13 protein-coding genes and 2 pseudogenes are annotated in these 15,938 nt (G+C 70.1%); 9 read left to right on the forward strand and 6 right to left on the reverse strand.

Annotation, left to right across the window (positions count from 1 at the left end; all coding sequences use genetic code 11):
* Positions 1 to 25: 25 nt before the first annotated feature.
* From BN1555_RS29960 to BN1555_RS40765, 3 genes and pseudogenes are all read right to left on the reverse strand, one after another.
* Entirely contained in the window at positions 26 to 481 is a 456-nt protein-coding gene (locus BN1555_RS29960) for a hypothetical protein (RefSeq protein WP_176710172.1), read from the reverse strand.
* A gap of 193 nt (positions 482 to 674) precedes the next feature.
* On the reverse strand, positions 675 to 1,424 hold the full coding sequence (locus tag BN1555_RS29965) for a class I SAM-dependent DNA methyltransferase (RefSeq protein ID WP_093803736.1): 750 nt from the start codon (positions 1,422 to 1,424) through the stop codon (positions 675 to 677).
* Between the two features lie 210 nt (positions 1,425 to 1,634).
* Positions 1,635 to 1,948, reverse strand: a pseudogene (locus BN1555_RS40765) (MerR family DNA-binding transcriptional regulator); the annotation flags it as partial.
* Positions 1,949 to 2,102: 154 nt separating this feature from the next.
* Between BN1555_RS40765 and BN1555_RS29975 the strand changes: the two are divergent.
* The 9 genes and pseudogenes from BN1555_RS29975 (at position 2,103) to BN1555_RS30015 (ending at position 12,036) form a co-directional block, all read left to right on the forward strand.
* Complete coding sequence (locus tag BN1555_RS29975; RefSeq protein ID WP_093802273.1) at positions 2,103 to 4,481, forward strand: ATP-binding cassette domain-containing protein; 2,379 nt, start codon at positions 2,103 to 2,105, stop codon at positions 4,479 to 4,481.
* 298 nt (positions 4,482 to 4,779) lie between these two features.
* Positions 4,780 to 5,718 carry an NAD(P)/FAD-dependent oxidoreductase gene (locus tag BN1555_RS29980; protein WP_093802274.1) on the forward strand — a complete coding sequence of 313 codons (939 nt, stop codon included), beginning with the start codon at positions 4,780 to 4,782 and terminating at the stop codon, positions 5,716 to 5,718.
* 62 nt (positions 5,719 to 5,780) lie between these two features.
* Positions 5,781 to 6,764, forward strand: a complete 984-nt coding sequence (locus BN1555_RS29985; protein WP_093802275.1) for an ATP-binding cassette domain-containing protein — start codon at positions 5,781 to 5,783, stop codon at positions 6,762 to 6,764.
* Positions 6,761 to 7,579, forward strand: coding sequence for an ABC transporter permease (locus tag BN1555_RS29990; protein ID WP_093802276.1), 819 nt, complete (start codon positions 6,761 to 6,763; stop codon positions 7,577 to 7,579). Before BN1555_RS29985 ends, BN1555_RS29990 begins: the two co-directional genes overlap by 4 nt.
* An 81-nt stretch (positions 7,580 to 7,660) precedes the next feature.
* Complete coding sequence (locus BN1555_RS29995; protein ID WP_176710173.1) at positions 7,661 to 8,374, forward strand: class I SAM-dependent methyltransferase; 714 nt, start codon at positions 7,661 to 7,663, stop codon at positions 8,372 to 8,374.
* A gap of 40 nt (positions 8,375 to 8,414) precedes the next feature.
* Positions 8,415 to 9,797 (forward strand): hypothetical protein, encoded by a 1,383-nt coding sequence (locus BN1555_RS30000; RefSeq protein WP_093802278.1) that lies wholly within the window; start codon positions 8,415 to 8,417, stop codon positions 9,795 to 9,797.
* A gap of 65 nt (positions 9,798 to 9,862) precedes the next feature.
* Positions 9,863 to 11,248: an FAD-binding oxidoreductase gene (locus BN1555_RS30005; protein WP_093802279.1), complete on the forward strand. Its 1,386-nt coding sequence runs from the start codon at positions 9,863 to 9,865 to the stop codon at positions 11,246 to 11,248.
* Positions 11,249 to 11,375: 127 nt separating this feature from the next.
* Positions 11,376 to 11,645 (forward strand): annotated as a pseudogene (locus tag BN1555_RS30010) (AMP-binding protein); the annotation flags it as partial.
* Positions 11,646 to 11,742: 97 nt separating this feature from the next.
* Positions 11,743 to 12,036 (forward strand): hypothetical protein, encoded by a 294-nt coding sequence (locus tag BN1555_RS30015; RefSeq protein ID WP_093802280.1) that lies wholly within the window; start codon positions 11,743 to 11,745, stop codon positions 12,034 to 12,036.
* Between the two features lie 329 nt (positions 12,037 to 12,365).
* Here the strand turns inward: BN1555_RS30015 and BN1555_RS30020 are convergent, their stop codons facing one another.
* The 3 genes from BN1555_RS30020 to BN1555_RS30030 all read right to left on the reverse strand — a co-directional run bounded on the left by BN1555_RS30020 (position 12,366) and on the right by BN1555_RS30030 (position 15,929).
* The gene (locus BN1555_RS30020; RefSeq protein ID WP_255306249.1) at positions 12,366 to 13,610 is read right to left on the reverse strand and encodes a PQQ-binding-like beta-propeller repeat protein; all 1,245 of its coding nucleotides are present in this window, start codon (positions 13,608 to 13,610) and stop codon (positions 12,366 to 12,368) included.
* An 860-nt stretch (positions 13,611 to 14,470) separates the two neighbouring features.
* Positions 14,471 to 15,658: a PucR family transcriptional regulator gene (locus BN1555_RS30025; RefSeq protein WP_093803738.1), complete on the reverse strand. Its 1,188-nt coding sequence runs from the start codon at positions 15,656 to 15,658 to the stop codon at positions 14,471 to 14,473.
* An 88-nt stretch (positions 15,659 to 15,746) separates the two neighbouring features.
* Complete coding sequence (locus BN1555_RS30030; protein ID WP_093802281.1) at positions 15,747 to 15,929, reverse strand: hypothetical protein; 183 nt, start codon at positions 15,927 to 15,929, stop codon at positions 15,747 to 15,749.
* Between the last annotated feature and the right edge of the window lie 9 nt (positions 15,930 to 15,938).

Genomic DNA, 15,938 nt, shown 5'->3' on the forward strand with positions numbered 1-15,938 from the left:
CCGCTTCGAGTGGCGGTGCTGCTGGTCACAGGCGGGTGGTGAACCGGCCATCAGGCAGTTTCCGCAACCAGCCGCGATCGACGAGTCGGACCAGCTTGCTGCGCAGCGGTTCCAGCTTGGCCTTCACGCTGACGTCCACCCCCACCACCTCGCCGACCTCGCGAGCCATGACCGGTCCGGCGGCCTGCCGCACGGCGGCGATGATGCGCTGGTAGTCCGGCGGGAGCGTGGTCTCCGCCACGCCTGGTGCGTGGTGCGGAATCAGCATCACCGCCTGTCCGCCCACCTGCCCAGGTGACGGCGCGACTGATGCGCGCGCGTCGGCGATTTCCCCGCTCACCCGCTCAAGGACTCGTTCGGCGACGGCGAGCTCGTCCCGCTCCGTCCGCACCTGCGCCAACTGCCTGGCCAGCTGCTCTTCGAGTTCGTCCAGTTCCGCGCGCCGCGCGGTGATCCGTTCCAGCAGCTCGGGATCCAGCATATTCCGGATCGTAGAGGGCCGCCGAGCCGCAGCGGGCAAGAACCGAGCGGCTCAGCTCTCCACTTCTACTGTCGGCCGCTTACCCAGGGCCCGATCCCTACGAAAGTCGGTTGTGCCCGGGCCGACCCCTGTACTCGATGATGTCGTACTCGTCATCAAGCTCGGCAAGACGTTCGGCTGGTCTGTTCGGTGATCAAACAGATACAGAACAGACAGGCGGCTTCTGCCACACGGAAACGTGCGATCTGCTGGACGCGGTGAAAGGCGTCTCGTTCCAGTCGGCCCAGCGCTCGGACAGTTCCAGGCCGGCGAGCTTGGCCATCAAGTCGAGTTCGGAAGGCCAGACGTACCGATGAGGTGAGAGGAATGTGGAGCCTCGACCGTCCGTGATCGTGTAGTGGTGCGAGACCAAAAGCTGGTTGACCAGGTCGTATGTATCGAAGCCAACGTGCTGGTCACCGATGTGGAACGGGCGCGCGGTCTCACCTGGCGGTAGACGCTGCAGTTCGGGGACGAACACCTCGAGCACAAAGCGGCCGCCCGGCTCAAGGTGCTTCGCGGCGTTGCGGAAACACGCGACTTGTTCATCCTGGGAGAGCAGGCAGGTGATGGCGTTATAGACGAGATAGACCAGGTTGAACGCGCCTGGAGCCCGAGAGACCGTCATGTCTCCAACGATCACGGCCACATCGCTGCCGCGGGGCTTCCTACCAAGCTCCTGGGCCATGGGCTCCGACTTCTCGATCCCGGTCACCCGCACGCCTCGCGCACTCAGCGGAAGCGCAACGCGGCCGGTCCCCACCGCGAACTCAAGGGCAGGGCCATGACCCGCACGGCGCTCAAGGAAGTCGACCGTCGGATCCAGAACTTCGGGCAGGTACATATGCTCCGATGACTCGTCGTAGCTCCGCGCTACCTGCTCGGTCCATACGTCCGTATCCATGGCGCCGAAGACTGCCACGCTCTAGGCACATGTGCCATCGGATTTCGCCCGCCGTCGACTACGCGAAGCCGTGATTCACACGAACCGCCTTCAGACGCGACCGTGCTGTCGAACGATCTTCTCGGCAGACTCTCGCCCACGACCAGCGCGAGTACTCCGAGAGCCGGTCATACCAGCCCTTTGGCCTGCGATTTCAGGTTGGCGGAGGCTCACTGCCCGTCCCACCGCGTCCAGCGTGCTTCGGTCGCGGAGCAGTTGGGCGTGGCCGCGGTCGACGGCCGTCAGCGCGGCGTCGAGGTCGCCGGTGTTGAGCGACCGCATGATCTCTCCGCCCGTGGCGTACCCGTACGCCTGGACGAGCGCCAGATAGGCGCGCAGGGCCGCCGCGTGGGTCTCGGTGTAGGTGCGGTAGCCGGACGGGTGCGCTGGGCGAGCGGGAGGAACCCGTCCCGCTCGTAGTTGCGGACCGCCTGGGTGGAGATGCCGTGCTCACGGGCCAGGTCGAACGGACGCAGGTGCTTCACGGTTTGAGACTTTATCCAAGAAACCGCGTAGCTCCTCCAAAAGCCTCAACCGACTTTGCAGGTATACGCTTGAGTCCATGAACCGGGACGTTCAGGAACTCGTCACCACGTCACCTGACGAAGGCATGCCGCGTCCGACAACGGGAGGGACAACATGACCGCTGGCAAGGAGACGGACACCCAGCCTCCTGGGCTGTGTGCCGCCGACAGCCACGATCTGATCCGTGTGCACGGGGCTCGTGAGAACAACCTCAAGAACGTGCATGTGGAGATCCCCAAACGGCGGCTGACCGTGTTCACCGGGGTCTCCGGCTCGGGCAAGAGCTCGTTGGTGTTCGACACGATCGCCGCGGAGTCGCAGCGGCTGATCAACGAGACGTACAGCGCCTTCATCCAGGGCTTCATGCCCACCCTGGCGCGGCCCGAGGTCGATGTGCTCGACGGGCTGACCACCGCGATCCTCGTCGACCAGCAGCCGATGGGCAGCAGTCTCCGCTCCACGGTCGGCACCGCCACCGACGCGGGCACACTGCTGCGCATCCTCTTCAGCCGGCTCGCCAAGCCGCACATCGGGTCGCAGAAGGCGTTCGCCTTCAACGTCGCCTCGGCCGACGCCTCGGGTGTCCTCGTGGTGAACGGCAAGAAGATCGAGAAGGGCTTCAGCGTCGTCGGCGGCATGTGCCTGCGCTGCGAGGGCATGGGCACCGTCTCGGACATCGATCCCGCCCAGCTCCTCGACGACTCCAAGTCGCTCGCGGAAGGCGCGGTCACGGTCCCCGGCTGGAAGCCCGACGGCTGGGTGGTGCAGTCGTTCACCGAGTCGGGCTTCCTCGACCCGCACAAGGCGATCCGCGACTACACCGAGCAGGAGAGGTACGACTTCCTGCACCGGGACCCGGTCAAGGTCAAGGTGAAGGGCGTCAACACCACCTACGAGGGCCTCCTCGCGCGGGTACGCAAGTCGTTCCTGTCCAAGGACAAGGAGACGCTCCAGCCGCACATCCGTGCCTTCGTGGAACGGGCGGTGGCGTTCTCCGTCTGCCCCGAGTGCCACGGCACCAGGCTCAGCGAGACCGCCCGGTCCGCCAAGATCGACGGCCTCAGCATCGCCGACGCCTGCGCCATGCAGATCAGCGACCTCGCGGCCTGGGCCCGCGGCCTGACCGACCCGTCGGTCACGACACTGCTCACCGTGCTCGGCCAGACCCTCGACTCGTTCGTCCAGATCGGCCTGGGCTACCTCTCGCTCGACCGGTCATCGAGCACGCTCTCGGGCGGTGAGGCCCAGCGCGTCAAGATGGTCCGCCACCTGGGCTCCGCGCTCACCGACGTCACCTACGTCTTCGACGAGCCCACCGTCGGCCTGCACCCGCACGACATCCAGCGGATGAACGACCTGCTGCTGCGACTGCGCGACAAGGGCAACACCGTGCTGGTCGTGGAGCACAAGCCGGAGACGATCGTGATCGCCGACCACGTCGTCGACCTCGGACCGCACGCCGGTACCAAGGGCGGCGAAGTCGTCTTCGAGGGCACCGTCGAGGGACTGCGGGCCAGCGGCACCGTCACCGGACGGCACCTGGACGACCGGGCCTCACTGAAGCCGTCCGTGCGCGAGCGGTCCGGTGTGCTCGAGGTGCGCGGCGCGAACGCCCACAACCTGCGCGACGTCGACGTGGACATCCCGCTCGGCGTGCTCACCGTGCTCACCGGCGTCGCGGGCTCGGGCAAGAGTTCCCTGATCCACGGCTCGGTAGCGGGCCGCGACGGCGTCGTCACGGTGGACCAGTCGCCCATCAAGGGCTCCCGGCGCAGCAACCCGGCCACCTACACCGGCATGCTCGAACCGATCCGCAAGACGTTCGCCAAGGTCAACGGGGTCAAGCCCGCACTGTTCAGCCCCAATTCCGAGGGCGCCTGCCCGACTTGCAAGGGTGCCGGTGTCATCTACACCGATCTGGCGATCATGGCCGGCGTCGCCACCACCTGCGAGGAGTGCGAGGGCAAGCGGTTCCAGGCCTCGGTGCTCCAGTACCGGCTCGGCGGTCGGGACATCAGCGAGGTGTTCGCGATGCCGGTGGCCGAGGCCGCCGAGTTCTTCCGCAGCGGTAAGGCACGGACGCCGGCCGCGTATGCCGTCCTCGACCGGCTCGCCGAGGTCGGCCTGGGCTACCTCAGCCTCGGCCAGCCGCTCACCACCCTCTCCGGCGGAGAGCGGCAACGGTTGAAGCTCGCCGGTCACATGGCCGGAACGGGCAGCGTCTACATCCTCGACGAGCCGACCAGCGGCCTGCACCTGGCCGACGTCGAGCAACTGCTCGCCCTGCTCGACCGGTTGGTGGACGCCGGCAAGACGGTCATCGTCGTGGAGCACCACCAGGCGGTGATGGCGCACGCCGACTGGATCATCGACCTCGGTCCCGGCGCCGGCCACGACGGCGGCAAGATCGTCTTCGAGGGCACGCCCGCCGAGCTCGTCGCCGACCGCCCCACCCTCACGGGCGAGCACCTCGCGCAGTACGTCGGCGCCTGACACGACGCGGCCCGCCCGCCCCCCGCCTGGTGACAGGGGGCGGGGGCGGCGGGGCGTTGACCGTGGCCGGTCTGCGCCCGGGCCGAAAGTCGACGTCGATCGCACCGCCGTACGCGCACGACTGTCTGGCTCACCTCTTTCGCCCGTACCTCTCCCGCACCGCGGCGGCGACCACAATGCGGGCCGACGGCCTCCGCCCGCTGACAGCCCGTTCCGGCGTTCCCCACCGCGCGCCCGCCGGACCGCACCCACGGTGGACGGACCCCGCTCACGCCGCCCGACGGAAGGGATCAGACCGATGTCCTCGCACGCCGACCACACCACCGTGATCGTGGGAGCCGGCCCCGCCGGGCTCACCGCGGCGCTCAGCCTGGCCAGATACCGGCACCCGGTGACCGTCGTGGACAGCCCTCGGGCACCGCGCAACAGCGCGTCGGCGGGTGTTCACGGCCATGTCGGAATGGACGGCGTCACGCCCGGTGGGTTCCGGGCGCGCGCCTGGCGGGAACTCTCCCGGTACGCGACCGTCGAGCGGCTGGAGGCCGACGCCGAAAGCGTGACCCCCGCTCCGGGCGGAGGCTTCCGGGTCGCCGTCGGCGGCGGTGAGACCGTCGAGGCCCGAACCGTTCTGCTCGCCACCGGTGTCGTGGACGTCCACCCGGCCGACGTGGAAGGTTTCGCGGAGTGCTGGGGCCGCAGCGTGATCCACTGTCCGTTCTGCCTCGGCGAGGAGAACGCCGGCGGGCGCTGGGCGACCGTCGCCGACAACGCGGAACTCGCGGGACTGTCGGCCGTGGCCTTCCTCGCCTGGAGCGAGGACACCATCGCGATCTGCCAGGAGTCCATGCCCGGCCTGGAGACCGCTCGCGCGACGGCGCGGAGCAGCGGGGGCGAGGTCGTCACGGGAACGGTCCGCCGCCTGCACCACCGCCAAGGGGCTTTGTACGGCGTCGAGTTGGACGACGGCCGGGTCCTGGAGCGGGAGACACTGGTCTGGACGCCACGACAGCGGCAGCAACCCGTCGTCAGGCGGACCGCCGAAGAGCTGGAGCTGACGGTCGAGGACGCCGGCTTCATCGGCGTCGACGCCTCCCAGTGCACCAGCGTTCCGGGCCTGTACGCGGCCGGGGACCTGACCAGCCGCTGGAAGCAGTCGGTCACCGTGGCGGCCGCGGCGGGCGCCGCGGCCGCCGACGCCATCCACATGTCGGCGTTGCTCGGCGCTGTGCGCCGCTGAACCGTTCGCCCCGCCACCACTCAATTCAGGGTTGCGTCGGATCCGGAAAGGAACCACGGCAGATGCCAGCAGCGATCAGAACGGCCGGACTGTGCAAGCGCTTCGGCTCGCTCACCGCACTCGACCACCTCGACCTCACGGTGTCCGAGGGCACGGTGCACGGCCTGCTCGGCCCCAACGGCGCCGGCAAGACCACCACCGTCCGGGTCCTGGCCACCCTCATCAGACCGGACGAGGGAGCGGCCGAGGTGTTCGGCGTGGACGTGCGTGACGACCCAGGGCGGATCCGGTCGGTCATCGGCCTCACCGGCCAGTACGCCGCCGTCGACGAACTGCTCACCGGGCGCGAGAACCTGCACATGATCGGCAGGCTGTTCCGGCTGTCGAAGTCCGACTGCCGGGCCCGCGCGAGCGAACTGCTGGAACGCTTCGGCCTGGACGACGCGGCCGACCGGCAGCCCAGGACCTACTCCGGCGGAATGCGGCGCCGGCTCGACGTCGCCGCCAGCCTCATGGCGCGGCCCAGGCTCATCTTCCTCGACGAGCCGACCACCGGCCTCGATCCGCGCAGCCGCATGGAGGTGTGGCGGCTCGTGCGCGAACTGGTCGCGGAGGGCACGACCGTACTGCTCACCACGCAGTACCTGGAGGAGGCGGACCAACTCGCCGACTCCCTGTCGGTCATCGACCGAGGCAGGGTCATCGTCGGCGGCACCCCGGACGAGCTGAAGGCTCAGGTGGGTCAGGACCGGGTCGGCATCACGCTGTTGGACGGCAAAGGCATGGAACAGACGGTGCGGCTCCTGCGGGAGCGGCTGGGCGCCGACCCGGTCGCCGACCCGCAGAAGATGGTGGTCCACGCCCCGCTGCCCGACGGCGGCACCCTGTCCGACCTACTCCACCTGCTCAGGGAGTCGGGGATCGCGATCGGTGACGTGGCGCTCCGCCGACCCACTCTCGACGACGTTTTTCTCGCCGTGACCGGCCGGTCCGCCGATCACGGCGCCGACCAGCGAGACATCGGGAAGGAAACCGGGCGCACATGACCTCCACCACCCTGACACGGGAGAGCGGCACGTCGTACAAGCAGTCGCGGGACACCCTCGGGTGGTGGCTCTCCGACGTGTGGCAGATGACCCTGCGCAACGTGCGGCACGTGCTGCGCAGCCCCGATCTGGTGATGTTCTCGCTGGTCCAGCCGGTGATGTTCATCCTGCTGTTCACGTACGTCTTCGGCGGCGCCATGGACGTCGGCGGCGAACGCTACGCCCAGTTCCTGCTGCCCGGCGTCCTCGTCCAGATGGCGCTCTACGGCTCCGCCGCCGGCACGACCATCGGGGTCGCCGCCGAGATGCGCGAGGGCCTCATGGACCGCTTCCGCTCGATGCCGATGAGCCGTACCGCCGTGCTCATCGGACGCACGCTGTCGGAGATCTTCCGCAACGTCGGCGTGGCCTGTGTGACCGTGGGAGTCGGCGTGCTGGTCGGCTTCCGGTTCCACAACGGCCTCCTGCCCGCGCTGGCCGGCCTGCTGCTGTTGCTGCTGTTCGGCTACGCGGTGTCGTGGTTCGCCGCCTACCTCGGGCTGTCGGTGCGCAACGCGGAAGCCGCCCAGGCGGTCGGCGGCGTGTGGATCTTCCCGTTCACACTGATCTCCTCGGCGTTCGTACCGACCGACACGATGCCGGGCTGGCTCCAGGCGTACGCTGCCCACAGCCCCATGACGGCGGCCGTGAACGCCCTGCGCGCACTGTTCACCGGGGGCCCGGCGACGAGCTACGTCCTCCAGACCGTGGCCTGGTCGGTCGGCCTGATCGCGGTGTTCGCCCCGCTCGCGGTCCGCAAGTACGGCTCACGCTGACCGGCGGGCGGTGCCTCCCTGACTGACAGAAGTCCGCAAGAGACCGAGGACGCACCGGGGGGCGACGCAATCATGGCAGCCATGACTGAACCTGTCGCCGCACCCGACGGACCCGCCCCGATGACCGAGGTGTTCGACGCCGTTTACCGCGGGGAGAGCCCTTTCGGCAAACGCCCGCCGTGGGACATCGGGACGCCCCAACCTGCCTACGTCGCCCTCGAGGAAGCGGGACTCATCGGCGGCGCGGTCCTCGACGCGGGCTGCGGCACCGGTGAGGACGCCCTCCACCTGGCGGGCAAGGGGTACGCGGTGACAGGGCTGGACCTGTCCCCGACGGCGATCTCCCTCGCCCGGGACAAGGCCGGGGCACGCGGACTCGACGCCGTCTTCGAAGTCGCCGACGCCCTCGACCTCAAGGGCTGGGAAGGGCGCTTCGACACCGTGATCGACTCCGGCCTCGCCCACACCTTCGAGGGCGACACTCTGCGTTCCTACGCGGCGGCCCTGCACCGGGCCTGCCGTCCGGGGGCGGTGGCGCACATCCTCTCGATCAGCGACCGGGGGTCCGCGGAGATGCAGGCGCGGCTCGCCGAGGCCATCGAGGAGATACCGGCGCCGCTTCCGGACAACGACGAGCCGCCCGGCCTCAAGCGCTCCGCCAACCACTTGCGCCACGGCTTCGCCGACGGCTGGACGGAGGAGTCGATCGACGAGACCCACATACGGGGCGTCATCCCGACCACGTCCGAACTCCTCGACGTGCACGCCTGGCTCGGACGCTTCCGCCGTAGCTGACCGCGACCACCGAAGACGGCCCTTGCGAAGGTGATGAACGATGAAGGTGCGAGTAGGCAAGTGGCTGCGGACCGTCGCGTCCTCACCGGCCGGCCGGGCGGCCCGACGGGTGGTCCCGTCGGCCGGCGCCTCCCCGGCCCCGCCTCCCTGGACCGGGGCCGCCCGCGCCGCCTACCGGTTCGGTTTCGCCTACGCCGGCCTGTACTGCCTGACCTCCCCTCAGGTCTATCTGGCCCTGCGCGGGGGCGGAATGGGGCGTCTCCAGGAAACGGCCGACTCCTGGGCGAAGCTCTGGGAGGTACGCCCGGTGCGGAACTGGATGTCCGTCCGGGTCCTCGGCCGGGAGCTGGGTGACCGCTTCGACGGCGGCGACGACCCGCACACCTGGGCGGGGCAGCTCTGCTGGCTCGCGGGCGCCGCGGCGGCCACCCCGGTCTGGTCCGTGCTGGACCGGAACCGGACGGACTACGCGACGCTGGACAAGTGGGTCCGCCTGGCCGCCCGTTTCTGCCTCGCGGGGCAGATGTTCTCCTACGGCGCGGCCAAGGCCGTCCCGCTCCAGTTCCAGCTGCCGCCGTCCAAGCTCGTCGAGCCGCTCGGCGACCTCAGCCCGATGGGCCTGCTGTGGGCGCAGACGGGGTCCTCGAAGCCGTACCAGATGCTGCTCGGCTGTGCGGAGATCGCGGGCGGGCTGCTGCTCATCGTTCCGCGCACGGCGTCGCTGGGCGCGCTGGTGTCGGCCGCGGAGATGGCCCAGGTGCTTCTCCTCAACATGACCTTCGACGTCCCCGTCAAGGTCCACTCCTTCCACCTCCTCCTGCTCAGCCTGCTTCTGCTGGCCCCGCACACGCCTCGCCTGGCCGAAGCCCTGCTCACGGAGCGCCCGGTCCCCGCGGCCGCCCCCGCGGACCTCTTCCGCTCCCGCCGGGCGAACCGGATCGCCACCGCACTGCAGGCCGGGGCGGGGCTCTGGCTGCTCGGCACACAGCTGCGCAACGACTGGTCGTTCTGGAAGAACCACGGGGGCGGACGGGAAAAGCCCGAGTTGTACGGCGTCTGGGACGTCACCGACTTCTCCATCGACGGCGAGCGGCACCCGCCCATGACGACCGACGGCCAGCGCTGGCGCCGAGTCGTCGTGGACTCCGTCGACGCCGTGGCCATCCAGCACATGGACGACTCGCTCGACCCCTGCATGGCGGCGATCGACATGAACGCCCGTTCGGTCGCGCTGACCAAGATGGCCGACCCCAAGTGGCAAGTGACGTTCACCTTCGAGCGCCCGGCCGACGACCGCCTGGTCCTGGAGGGCGACGCCGACGGCTACCGCCTCCGCCTGCATCTGCGCCGCCGCGATCTCGGCACCTTCCCGCTGGTCGGCCGTGGCTTCCACTGGGTGCAGGACAACTCGTACCTGCGGTAGCGGACCAGCCGACCGAGCGGCACACACGGGACGGCGGCCCGCCGTTCACGGGAGGAGAACAACGGATGCGCGCGGACGTGGAGACGCTGGCCGCGGAGGTGCGAGGACCCGTCCTGCTGCCCGGCAGCCGAGGGTACGACGAGGAACGGACCGGTTTCCAGACCGGCTTCCGGCACCGGCCCGCCGTCGTCGTCGGCGCCACCCGCCCCGAGGACGTGCGCGCCGCGGTCCGCTTCGCCGCCGAGCGGAGGCTGCCCGTCGCCGTGCAGTCCACCGGACACGGCATCGTCACGGCCCTGGACGGTGAGGGCGTACTCATCACCACCCGCCGGATGAAGGCCGTCGTGGTGGACGCGGAGGGCGGAACCGTCAGAGCCCAGGCCGGCGTGCTGTGGGGAGAGGTCATCGAGCGGGCCGCCCCGTACGGTCTGGCCCCTGTCAACGGCTCAGCTCCGCACATCGGCGTCGTCGGCTACCTCCTCGGCGGCGGTGTCGGCCTGCTTGGCCGCCGGACCGGTTACGCCAGCGACTACGTCCGCGCCCTCGACATCGTCACCGCCGACGGCGCGCTGCGCCACGTCACGGCCGGATCCGACACCGACCTGTTCTGGGCGCTGCGCGGTGGCGGCGGCAACTTCGGCGCCGTCACCGCCATCGAGACCGCCCTCGTGCCGGTGACCAGGCTCTACGGCGGCGGCCTCCACTTCGCCGCGGACCACCCCGTCGACCTGCTGCACGCCTACCGCGCGTGGACCCTCACGCTGCCCGGGGAACTCACCTCCTCGATCGGCCTCATGACCTTCCCACCGTTGCCGTCCGTCCCCGAGCCGCTGCGCGGACGCTACGTCGCACACGTCCGGATCGCATTCACGGGCTCCGCCGAGGAGGGCGAACGGCTCGTGGCGCCCCTGCGCGCGCTCGGCCCGCGTCTGATCGACACCGTCCGGGAGATGCCGTACACGGAGGTCGGCACCATCTACCAGGACCCGCACGTCCCGCATGCCTACTTCGGCGGGAACGTCCTGCTGAGCGAACTCGATCCCACGGCCCTGCGGACCGTCGTGGAGGTGGCCGGACCCGATGCGACCGTCCCCTGCATCGTCGACATCCGTCACCTCGGCGGGGCCTTCGCCCGCCGGCCCACCGATCCGGGCGCGGTCGGGGGCCGTGACGCCGCGTACATGCTGCGAGTGATGACCGGCGGCACGGCCGCGCCGTCCACCGCAGCCCGGCCGGTCCACCAGCGCGTCTACGACGCCCTGAAGCAGTGGACCGTCGGCCGCAGCCTCAACTCCGTCTACAACGACGGCGCCCCGGTCCGCCAGGAGCAGGTGCGGGAACTCTTCGCGGCCGAGGACTTCGAGCGGCTGCGACGCGTAAAGACGCTGCACGATCCGCACAACCTGTTCCGGTTCAACCACAATATTCGACCGACAGCAGCGACTGACTGAGCTTTCGCGCTCTCCTGGTCTCCGGACGGCCGGGTGCCGGCGTCACAAAGGAGGAGCCCGCCAACTTCCTCACCGCCCGCACCGGCGAGCGTCTCGCGGAGTACGTCGTACGAGAAAGGGATTCTGGATGTCCGGCACAGCGGCATCTGTCGTCGAGGTCTTCGAGCAGCAGGCGGCGAAGCGTCCGGAGGCGATCGCGGTCCGCGGCGCCGACGGCGAGCTCACCTACGCCGAGCTGGACCGCCGGGCGAATCAGCTGGCTCACGAACTGCGCGCCCGAGGGGTGGACGTCGAGCTCCCAGTGGCGCTGCTGATGCGCCGCTCGACCGATCTGATCATCACCCTGGTGGCCGTTCCCAAGGCGGGCGGAGTCTGTCTGGCGCTGGACCACCGTCTGCCGGCGGAGGGCTACGCCACGAAGGCTTCCGGAACCCGGACGACCCGGACGACGAGGACCGCTTCACGGCGGGGGCGTGGGGCGCGCAGAGGGAACTGTGAGCCATTCAGCGGCCGGCCGTATCCCGGCCGATCCCGAGAACGTGTCGCCCAGCAACGAGGCCGCTCGCCTCGACCGGCTCGGGGAGCCGGCGCCGGTCGACCACCTCGCGGTCATGTACGGCAAGCCGGCGGCCGACCGACCCTGGTACCCCACGAGTCTGCGCAGCACGCTGCTGTCCGAGGCGGCCATCGGCTACTCGTCCACCAGGGCAAGCCTGTCATCCATCGGTCAGGGAAACCGGCGCGTCTGTGCGAGGGGCTGTGGAACCGCACCACGTTCCATGCGCTGAAGCAGGTTCTTCGCGCCCGCGATGCCCCGTTCCGGGGCCGCGTGTCCGACCGGCCGTACCTTCTGACGGAAGTGGCGGTGTGCGGCCAGTGCCACAGCCGGCTCTCCACCCGGACGTCCGCCGAAGCCCCGCCTCGTTGTCCCGCACCGCCCGGAACAACGCGTCCGGCGACGCCCAGCGGTACCGCGGGCGGTACGGCTCGACTGCTGTCCACAGACAGCCGGTGCCCGGTCGGTGACCGCTCCGAAGGTCCGTACCGGACCGCCGGGAACGGCCGGCGCAGGCCCAGGGCCCGCGCCGGTTGCGGGCTGGAACGGTCTGCGCGGGTGTCAGACGGGCAGCGCGTGCAGTTTCTTGCCGTGCAGGGCGAACACGTGCTTCCCGTCCGTGGCCACCAGCCACGCGTGATAGTCACCGGTCCTGTCGTTGAACGTCCATCGCACGGCACCGGTCCTCGCGTCGATGGCTGTCACGCCACCGCGCTCGTCCAGGTCTGTGGCCGCGTACAGGACATCGCCCGCCTTCACGTACTGCCGCGGTACCGTGAGATTCGCGTCGGCGAGCGCCGTCGACCGCCAGATCTCCTTGCCCGTACCGGGGTCGAGGGCACGCATCGTGCGGTCGCTGTCGGCGATGTAGAGCACGTCGTCCAGGACGGCCGGCTCCTTGAAAGCGACGTAGCTCTCGGCGGTCTTCACCGACCACTTCGCCGAGCCGTCGGCCAGGCCGAAAGCCAGAAGATCCGGACCCTGCGGAACGATCACCAGGTCCTTGTACACGGCGAAGAAGCCGTAGTTGGTCTTGGGGGTCCTGTGCGTCCACACCTGTTTGCCGGTGGCGGTGTCGCGCACCGTCAGGTTCTTCTTGAAGTCGGTGTACACGAGGTGGCGCCCCTCGGCACGGGCGTGGATACCGTTCTGCTCGGTGCCGAAGTCACGCTGTTCCTTCCACGCCACTCTGCCCGTACTGCTGTTCAGCGCGGCGATCACGTTGGTCTTGGACGAGCCGTCGGCCTCCTGGATCTCGGCGATGACGTACACCTGATCGCCGTCCACCGCGATCGGTCTGGGTTGCCGGTAGTCCTTGCCCAGGTGGCTTCGCCAGGTCTGCTTGCCCGAGGCCGGGTCGTAGCCGGCGACGCTGCCGTCGTACGCAGCGCTGGCCAGGTACAGCGTGCCGCTGCCGAGCAGCATCGGAGCCCCGGGGGTCGCGCCGTCCTCCAGCGACCACCGCTCCTTGCCCGACGCCGCGTCCAGCGCGACCAGTGGAGCACCGCTGGCGATCACCACACCGCCCGCGGCCACGAGCTCGTCGTTGGCGCCGTAGGTCTGGGCGGATGTCGTCTTCGTCCACAGCGGCTCAGGAGCCTGGCCCTCCTTACCGGCGCCGCCCCCGGCCGGCTTGTCTCCGCCGACCGGCTCGGATCCCCCGGAGCCACCGGCATCGGAGTCGTCCTCACGACAACCGGCCACACCCGCGGTCAGCACGGCCAGCGTGAGACCGCCGCCGGCCAGCCGTAGTGCACGCCGCCGGGAGAGCCTGTCACCCGGCATGCCGTCTCGTCGCATGGTCATGTCGCCGTACCCCCGTGGAGTCGTCAGAGCAGGAAGGTGCATGGTCGGCGCCGCACGGACGTGCGACTCCGAGGTCAGGAACGCTATCCGTCACTGCACGACACAGGGGACGGCCAGGTCTCAACCGCGACAGCTTCGTGAACCAATCGGGACACCACACGGGAACTGCGGCCCCAGTCGTCGTCAGTGCGCCCTGGTGTCACCCCGGCATCCGTTCCCGCGCACGTTCGCTGATCCGACGCATGCCACCGCCGTGTCGCCCACCGCATGCCGCTGCCTCCCGGGGCAGCACGTGGTCGGTGGCTGTGGCTCCGCTCCGGTGATCGGCCTGCGCACGGCAGAGGTCGAAGTACGGTTGGGTTGTCCTTGCGGAGGCTGGTGGACACGAACAAGGACAACCCCGACCGTCAGGTCCGCTTGTCGTTCCTCGGGCAGCGGGGGCACTGCGAGACCGTAGGCGGATTTCCGGCTGTACCGATCGGCGCGACGCCTGGCGCCGGTTCTCATCGCGCACCTGGCGGGTCGTCAGCGCTCGGGCTGTCCGGCATGGCCCGGGGAATGTCGCGAAACACCGGAGGCGCGGCCGGGCCGTGTCGGGCTGCGGCCCTTCCTTCTCGGCATCTGCCCGGTCCCGCCTCCCGGCTCGGCCGCCGACGACCGGCGCCCCTCCGCCTTCGGCCCGGCTCCCGAGGAGTGCGCCGGCCTGCTGATGTGCCCGCACACGGTGTTCCACGAGGAGGGGCAGGACGGTCCGGCGAACGTACGGCCCCGGCGTGGGGGGCCGATGCCGGGCTCGCCGCGCCGTACCGCGTCATGGGCGGCGAGCGCGGCGTGCAGCCCCCGTATGCGTCGCCCCACAGTCATTCAGGTGGCGGGACGAGATCTCCGCGCAGCCGCCGGGTACGGAGCACCAGCTCCAGTTCGAAGCGGCGGTCCGGGTCGTCGAGGTCGTCGCCCCACAGCTCACGGAGCTGTCTCAGCCGGTAGCGCACGGTCTGCGGGTGGACCCCGAGCCGGGCGGCCACCTCCGGGGCACCGCCCCGCGTTTCCAGCCAGGCCAGCAGTGTCTCGGCGAGACGGTGGGCGTGCGCCGGGCCGCCCGACTCGTCCAGCTGCGCCAGCCGCCGTCGCGCCAGATCGTCGATCAACTCGCTCGCGGGCAGCAGGACCAGGGCTTCGACGTGCTCGCCGCAGTGCAGGAGCCGCCCTCGCGGCAGCAGCCCCTGCTCGATCATCCCGACGGCGGCCTCGGCCCAGCGCAGCGACGTGGCGGCCTTCGCCACGGGAACCGACGGGCCGATCGCACCGGACCAGCCGGCGACCGCCCGGTGCAGCAACTCCGCGCGTCCGGGGGCATCCGGGTCCGGTACGACCAGACGCGGCCGCTCGCCCTCCATGTCCAGCAGGACCTCGTCGCCCACGGCGGGGGCGACAGCCTCCACGGCAGGGCGAAGCAGCACGGCCACCGCCACCTTCTCGGGCAGTTGCCAGCCCACGTCGGCCGCGCGGTCGGCAAGGAAGGGGGACGGATCCGAGCGGTGCTCGGCGAGCAGGAGATCGATGAGAAGACGCTGGAGGCGCAGCCGCTCACCGGCCTGGCGGGCGACGGCCTCGGCGTAGCCGCGTACCGACTGGGCCACGATCACGTCGAGGTACTCGAACGCGGACTCGGCGAGCTCGTACATGGCCGAGGACGGAATGTCGACCTGGTGGCCGACTTCCGCCATGCGCCGCCAGGAAAGGCGCACGCCCAGCCGGTAGATCCCCTGCAGGGAGTCCAGACTCCGGCCGTGCGCGACCTCGCCGCGTCCGAAGTCCCGGAACATCTCGGGAAGGGCGCGCGGCCGGTCCGACCCCGTGGTCATCTGCTCCACGAAGAGCTCCAGCGCGTGCCGGATCGCCACCAGGGCCTTCGGCTCCCCGGACTCGTCGACGATGAACACCAGACCCGGGTGCTCCCGTCGGATCTCGGCGAGGATGTCCTGTGCCAGCTCGGGGACCTGCTCCAGGGCTCGGTCGGCGAACTGCTGAATTCGTTCTCGTGGCACGTTGCGCCACGCTGACGAGGCTTCCAAACCACCGCTCCAGGATGTCCGGTCTGCATGAGTTCGGTCAGCCGGCCTGCATGGGCCCCAACTAGCCCGCGCCGGGGCCCGGCGTGCTGGAAGGCCCGCGGGCGGGCGGGTCGGGGAATGTGACGAGCGGCACGTTCTGCTGCTCGGGTGAGGCGTCGAGCGCGGCGACGATCCCGAAGGCGGCGCCTGTGGCCAGAACGGCGGCGGCGACGCAGGTCAGGAAGGCGGCGAGCAGTCTGGACATGAGGATGAT

The organism is Streptomyces sp. Wb2n-11, assembly GCF_001049855.1.
GTDB lineage: Bacteria > Actinomycetota > Actinomycetes > Streptomycetales > Streptomycetaceae > Streptomyces > Streptomyces altiplanensis.

Bases quoted from the DNA above. Each gene is read 5' to 3' on its own strand.
- BN1555_RS30005 (WP_093802279.1), top strand. From the start codon at position 9,863: ATGCGCGCGGACGTGGAGACGCTGGCCGCGGAGGTGCGAGGACCCGTC.
- BN1555_RS30000 (WP_093802278.1), top strand. From the start codon at position 8,415: ATGAAGGTGCGAGTAGGCAAGTGGCTGCGGACCGTCGCGTCCTCACCG.
- BN1555_RS29980 (WP_093802274.1), top strand. From the start codon at position 4,780: ATGTCCTCGCACGCCGACCACACCACCGTGATCGTGGGAGCCGGCCCC.
- BN1555_RS29995 (WP_176710173.1), top strand. From the start codon at position 7,661: ATGACTGAACCTGTCGCCGCACCCGACGGACCCGCCCCGATGACCGAG.
- BN1555_RS29990 (WP_093802276.1), top strand. From the start codon at position 6,761: ATGACCTCCACCACCCTGACACGGGAGAGCGGCACGTCGTACAAGCAG.
- BN1555_RS30020 (WP_255306249.1), bottom strand. From the start codon at position 13,610: ATGACCATGCGACGAGACGGCATGCCGGGTGACAGGCTCTCCCGGCGG.
- BN1555_RS30030 (WP_093802281.1), bottom strand. From the start codon at position 15,929: ATGTCCAGACTGCTCGCCGCCTTCCTGACCTGCGTCGCCGCCGCCGTT.
- BN1555_RS29965 (WP_093803736.1), bottom strand. From the start codon at position 1,424: ATGGATACGGACGTATGGACCGAGCAGGTAGCGCGGAGCTACGACGAG.
- BN1555_RS29985 (WP_093802275.1), top strand. From the start codon at position 5,781: ATGCCAGCAGCGATCAGAACGGCCGGACTGTGCAAGCGCTTCGGCTCG.
- BN1555_RS29975 (WP_093802273.1), top strand. From the start codon at position 2,103: ATGACCGCTGGCAAGGAGACGGACACCCAGCCTCCTGGGCTGTGTGCC.
- BN1555_RS29960 (WP_176710172.1), bottom strand. From the start codon at position 481: ATGCTGGATCCCGAGCTGCTGGAACGGATCACCGCGCGGCGCGCGGAA.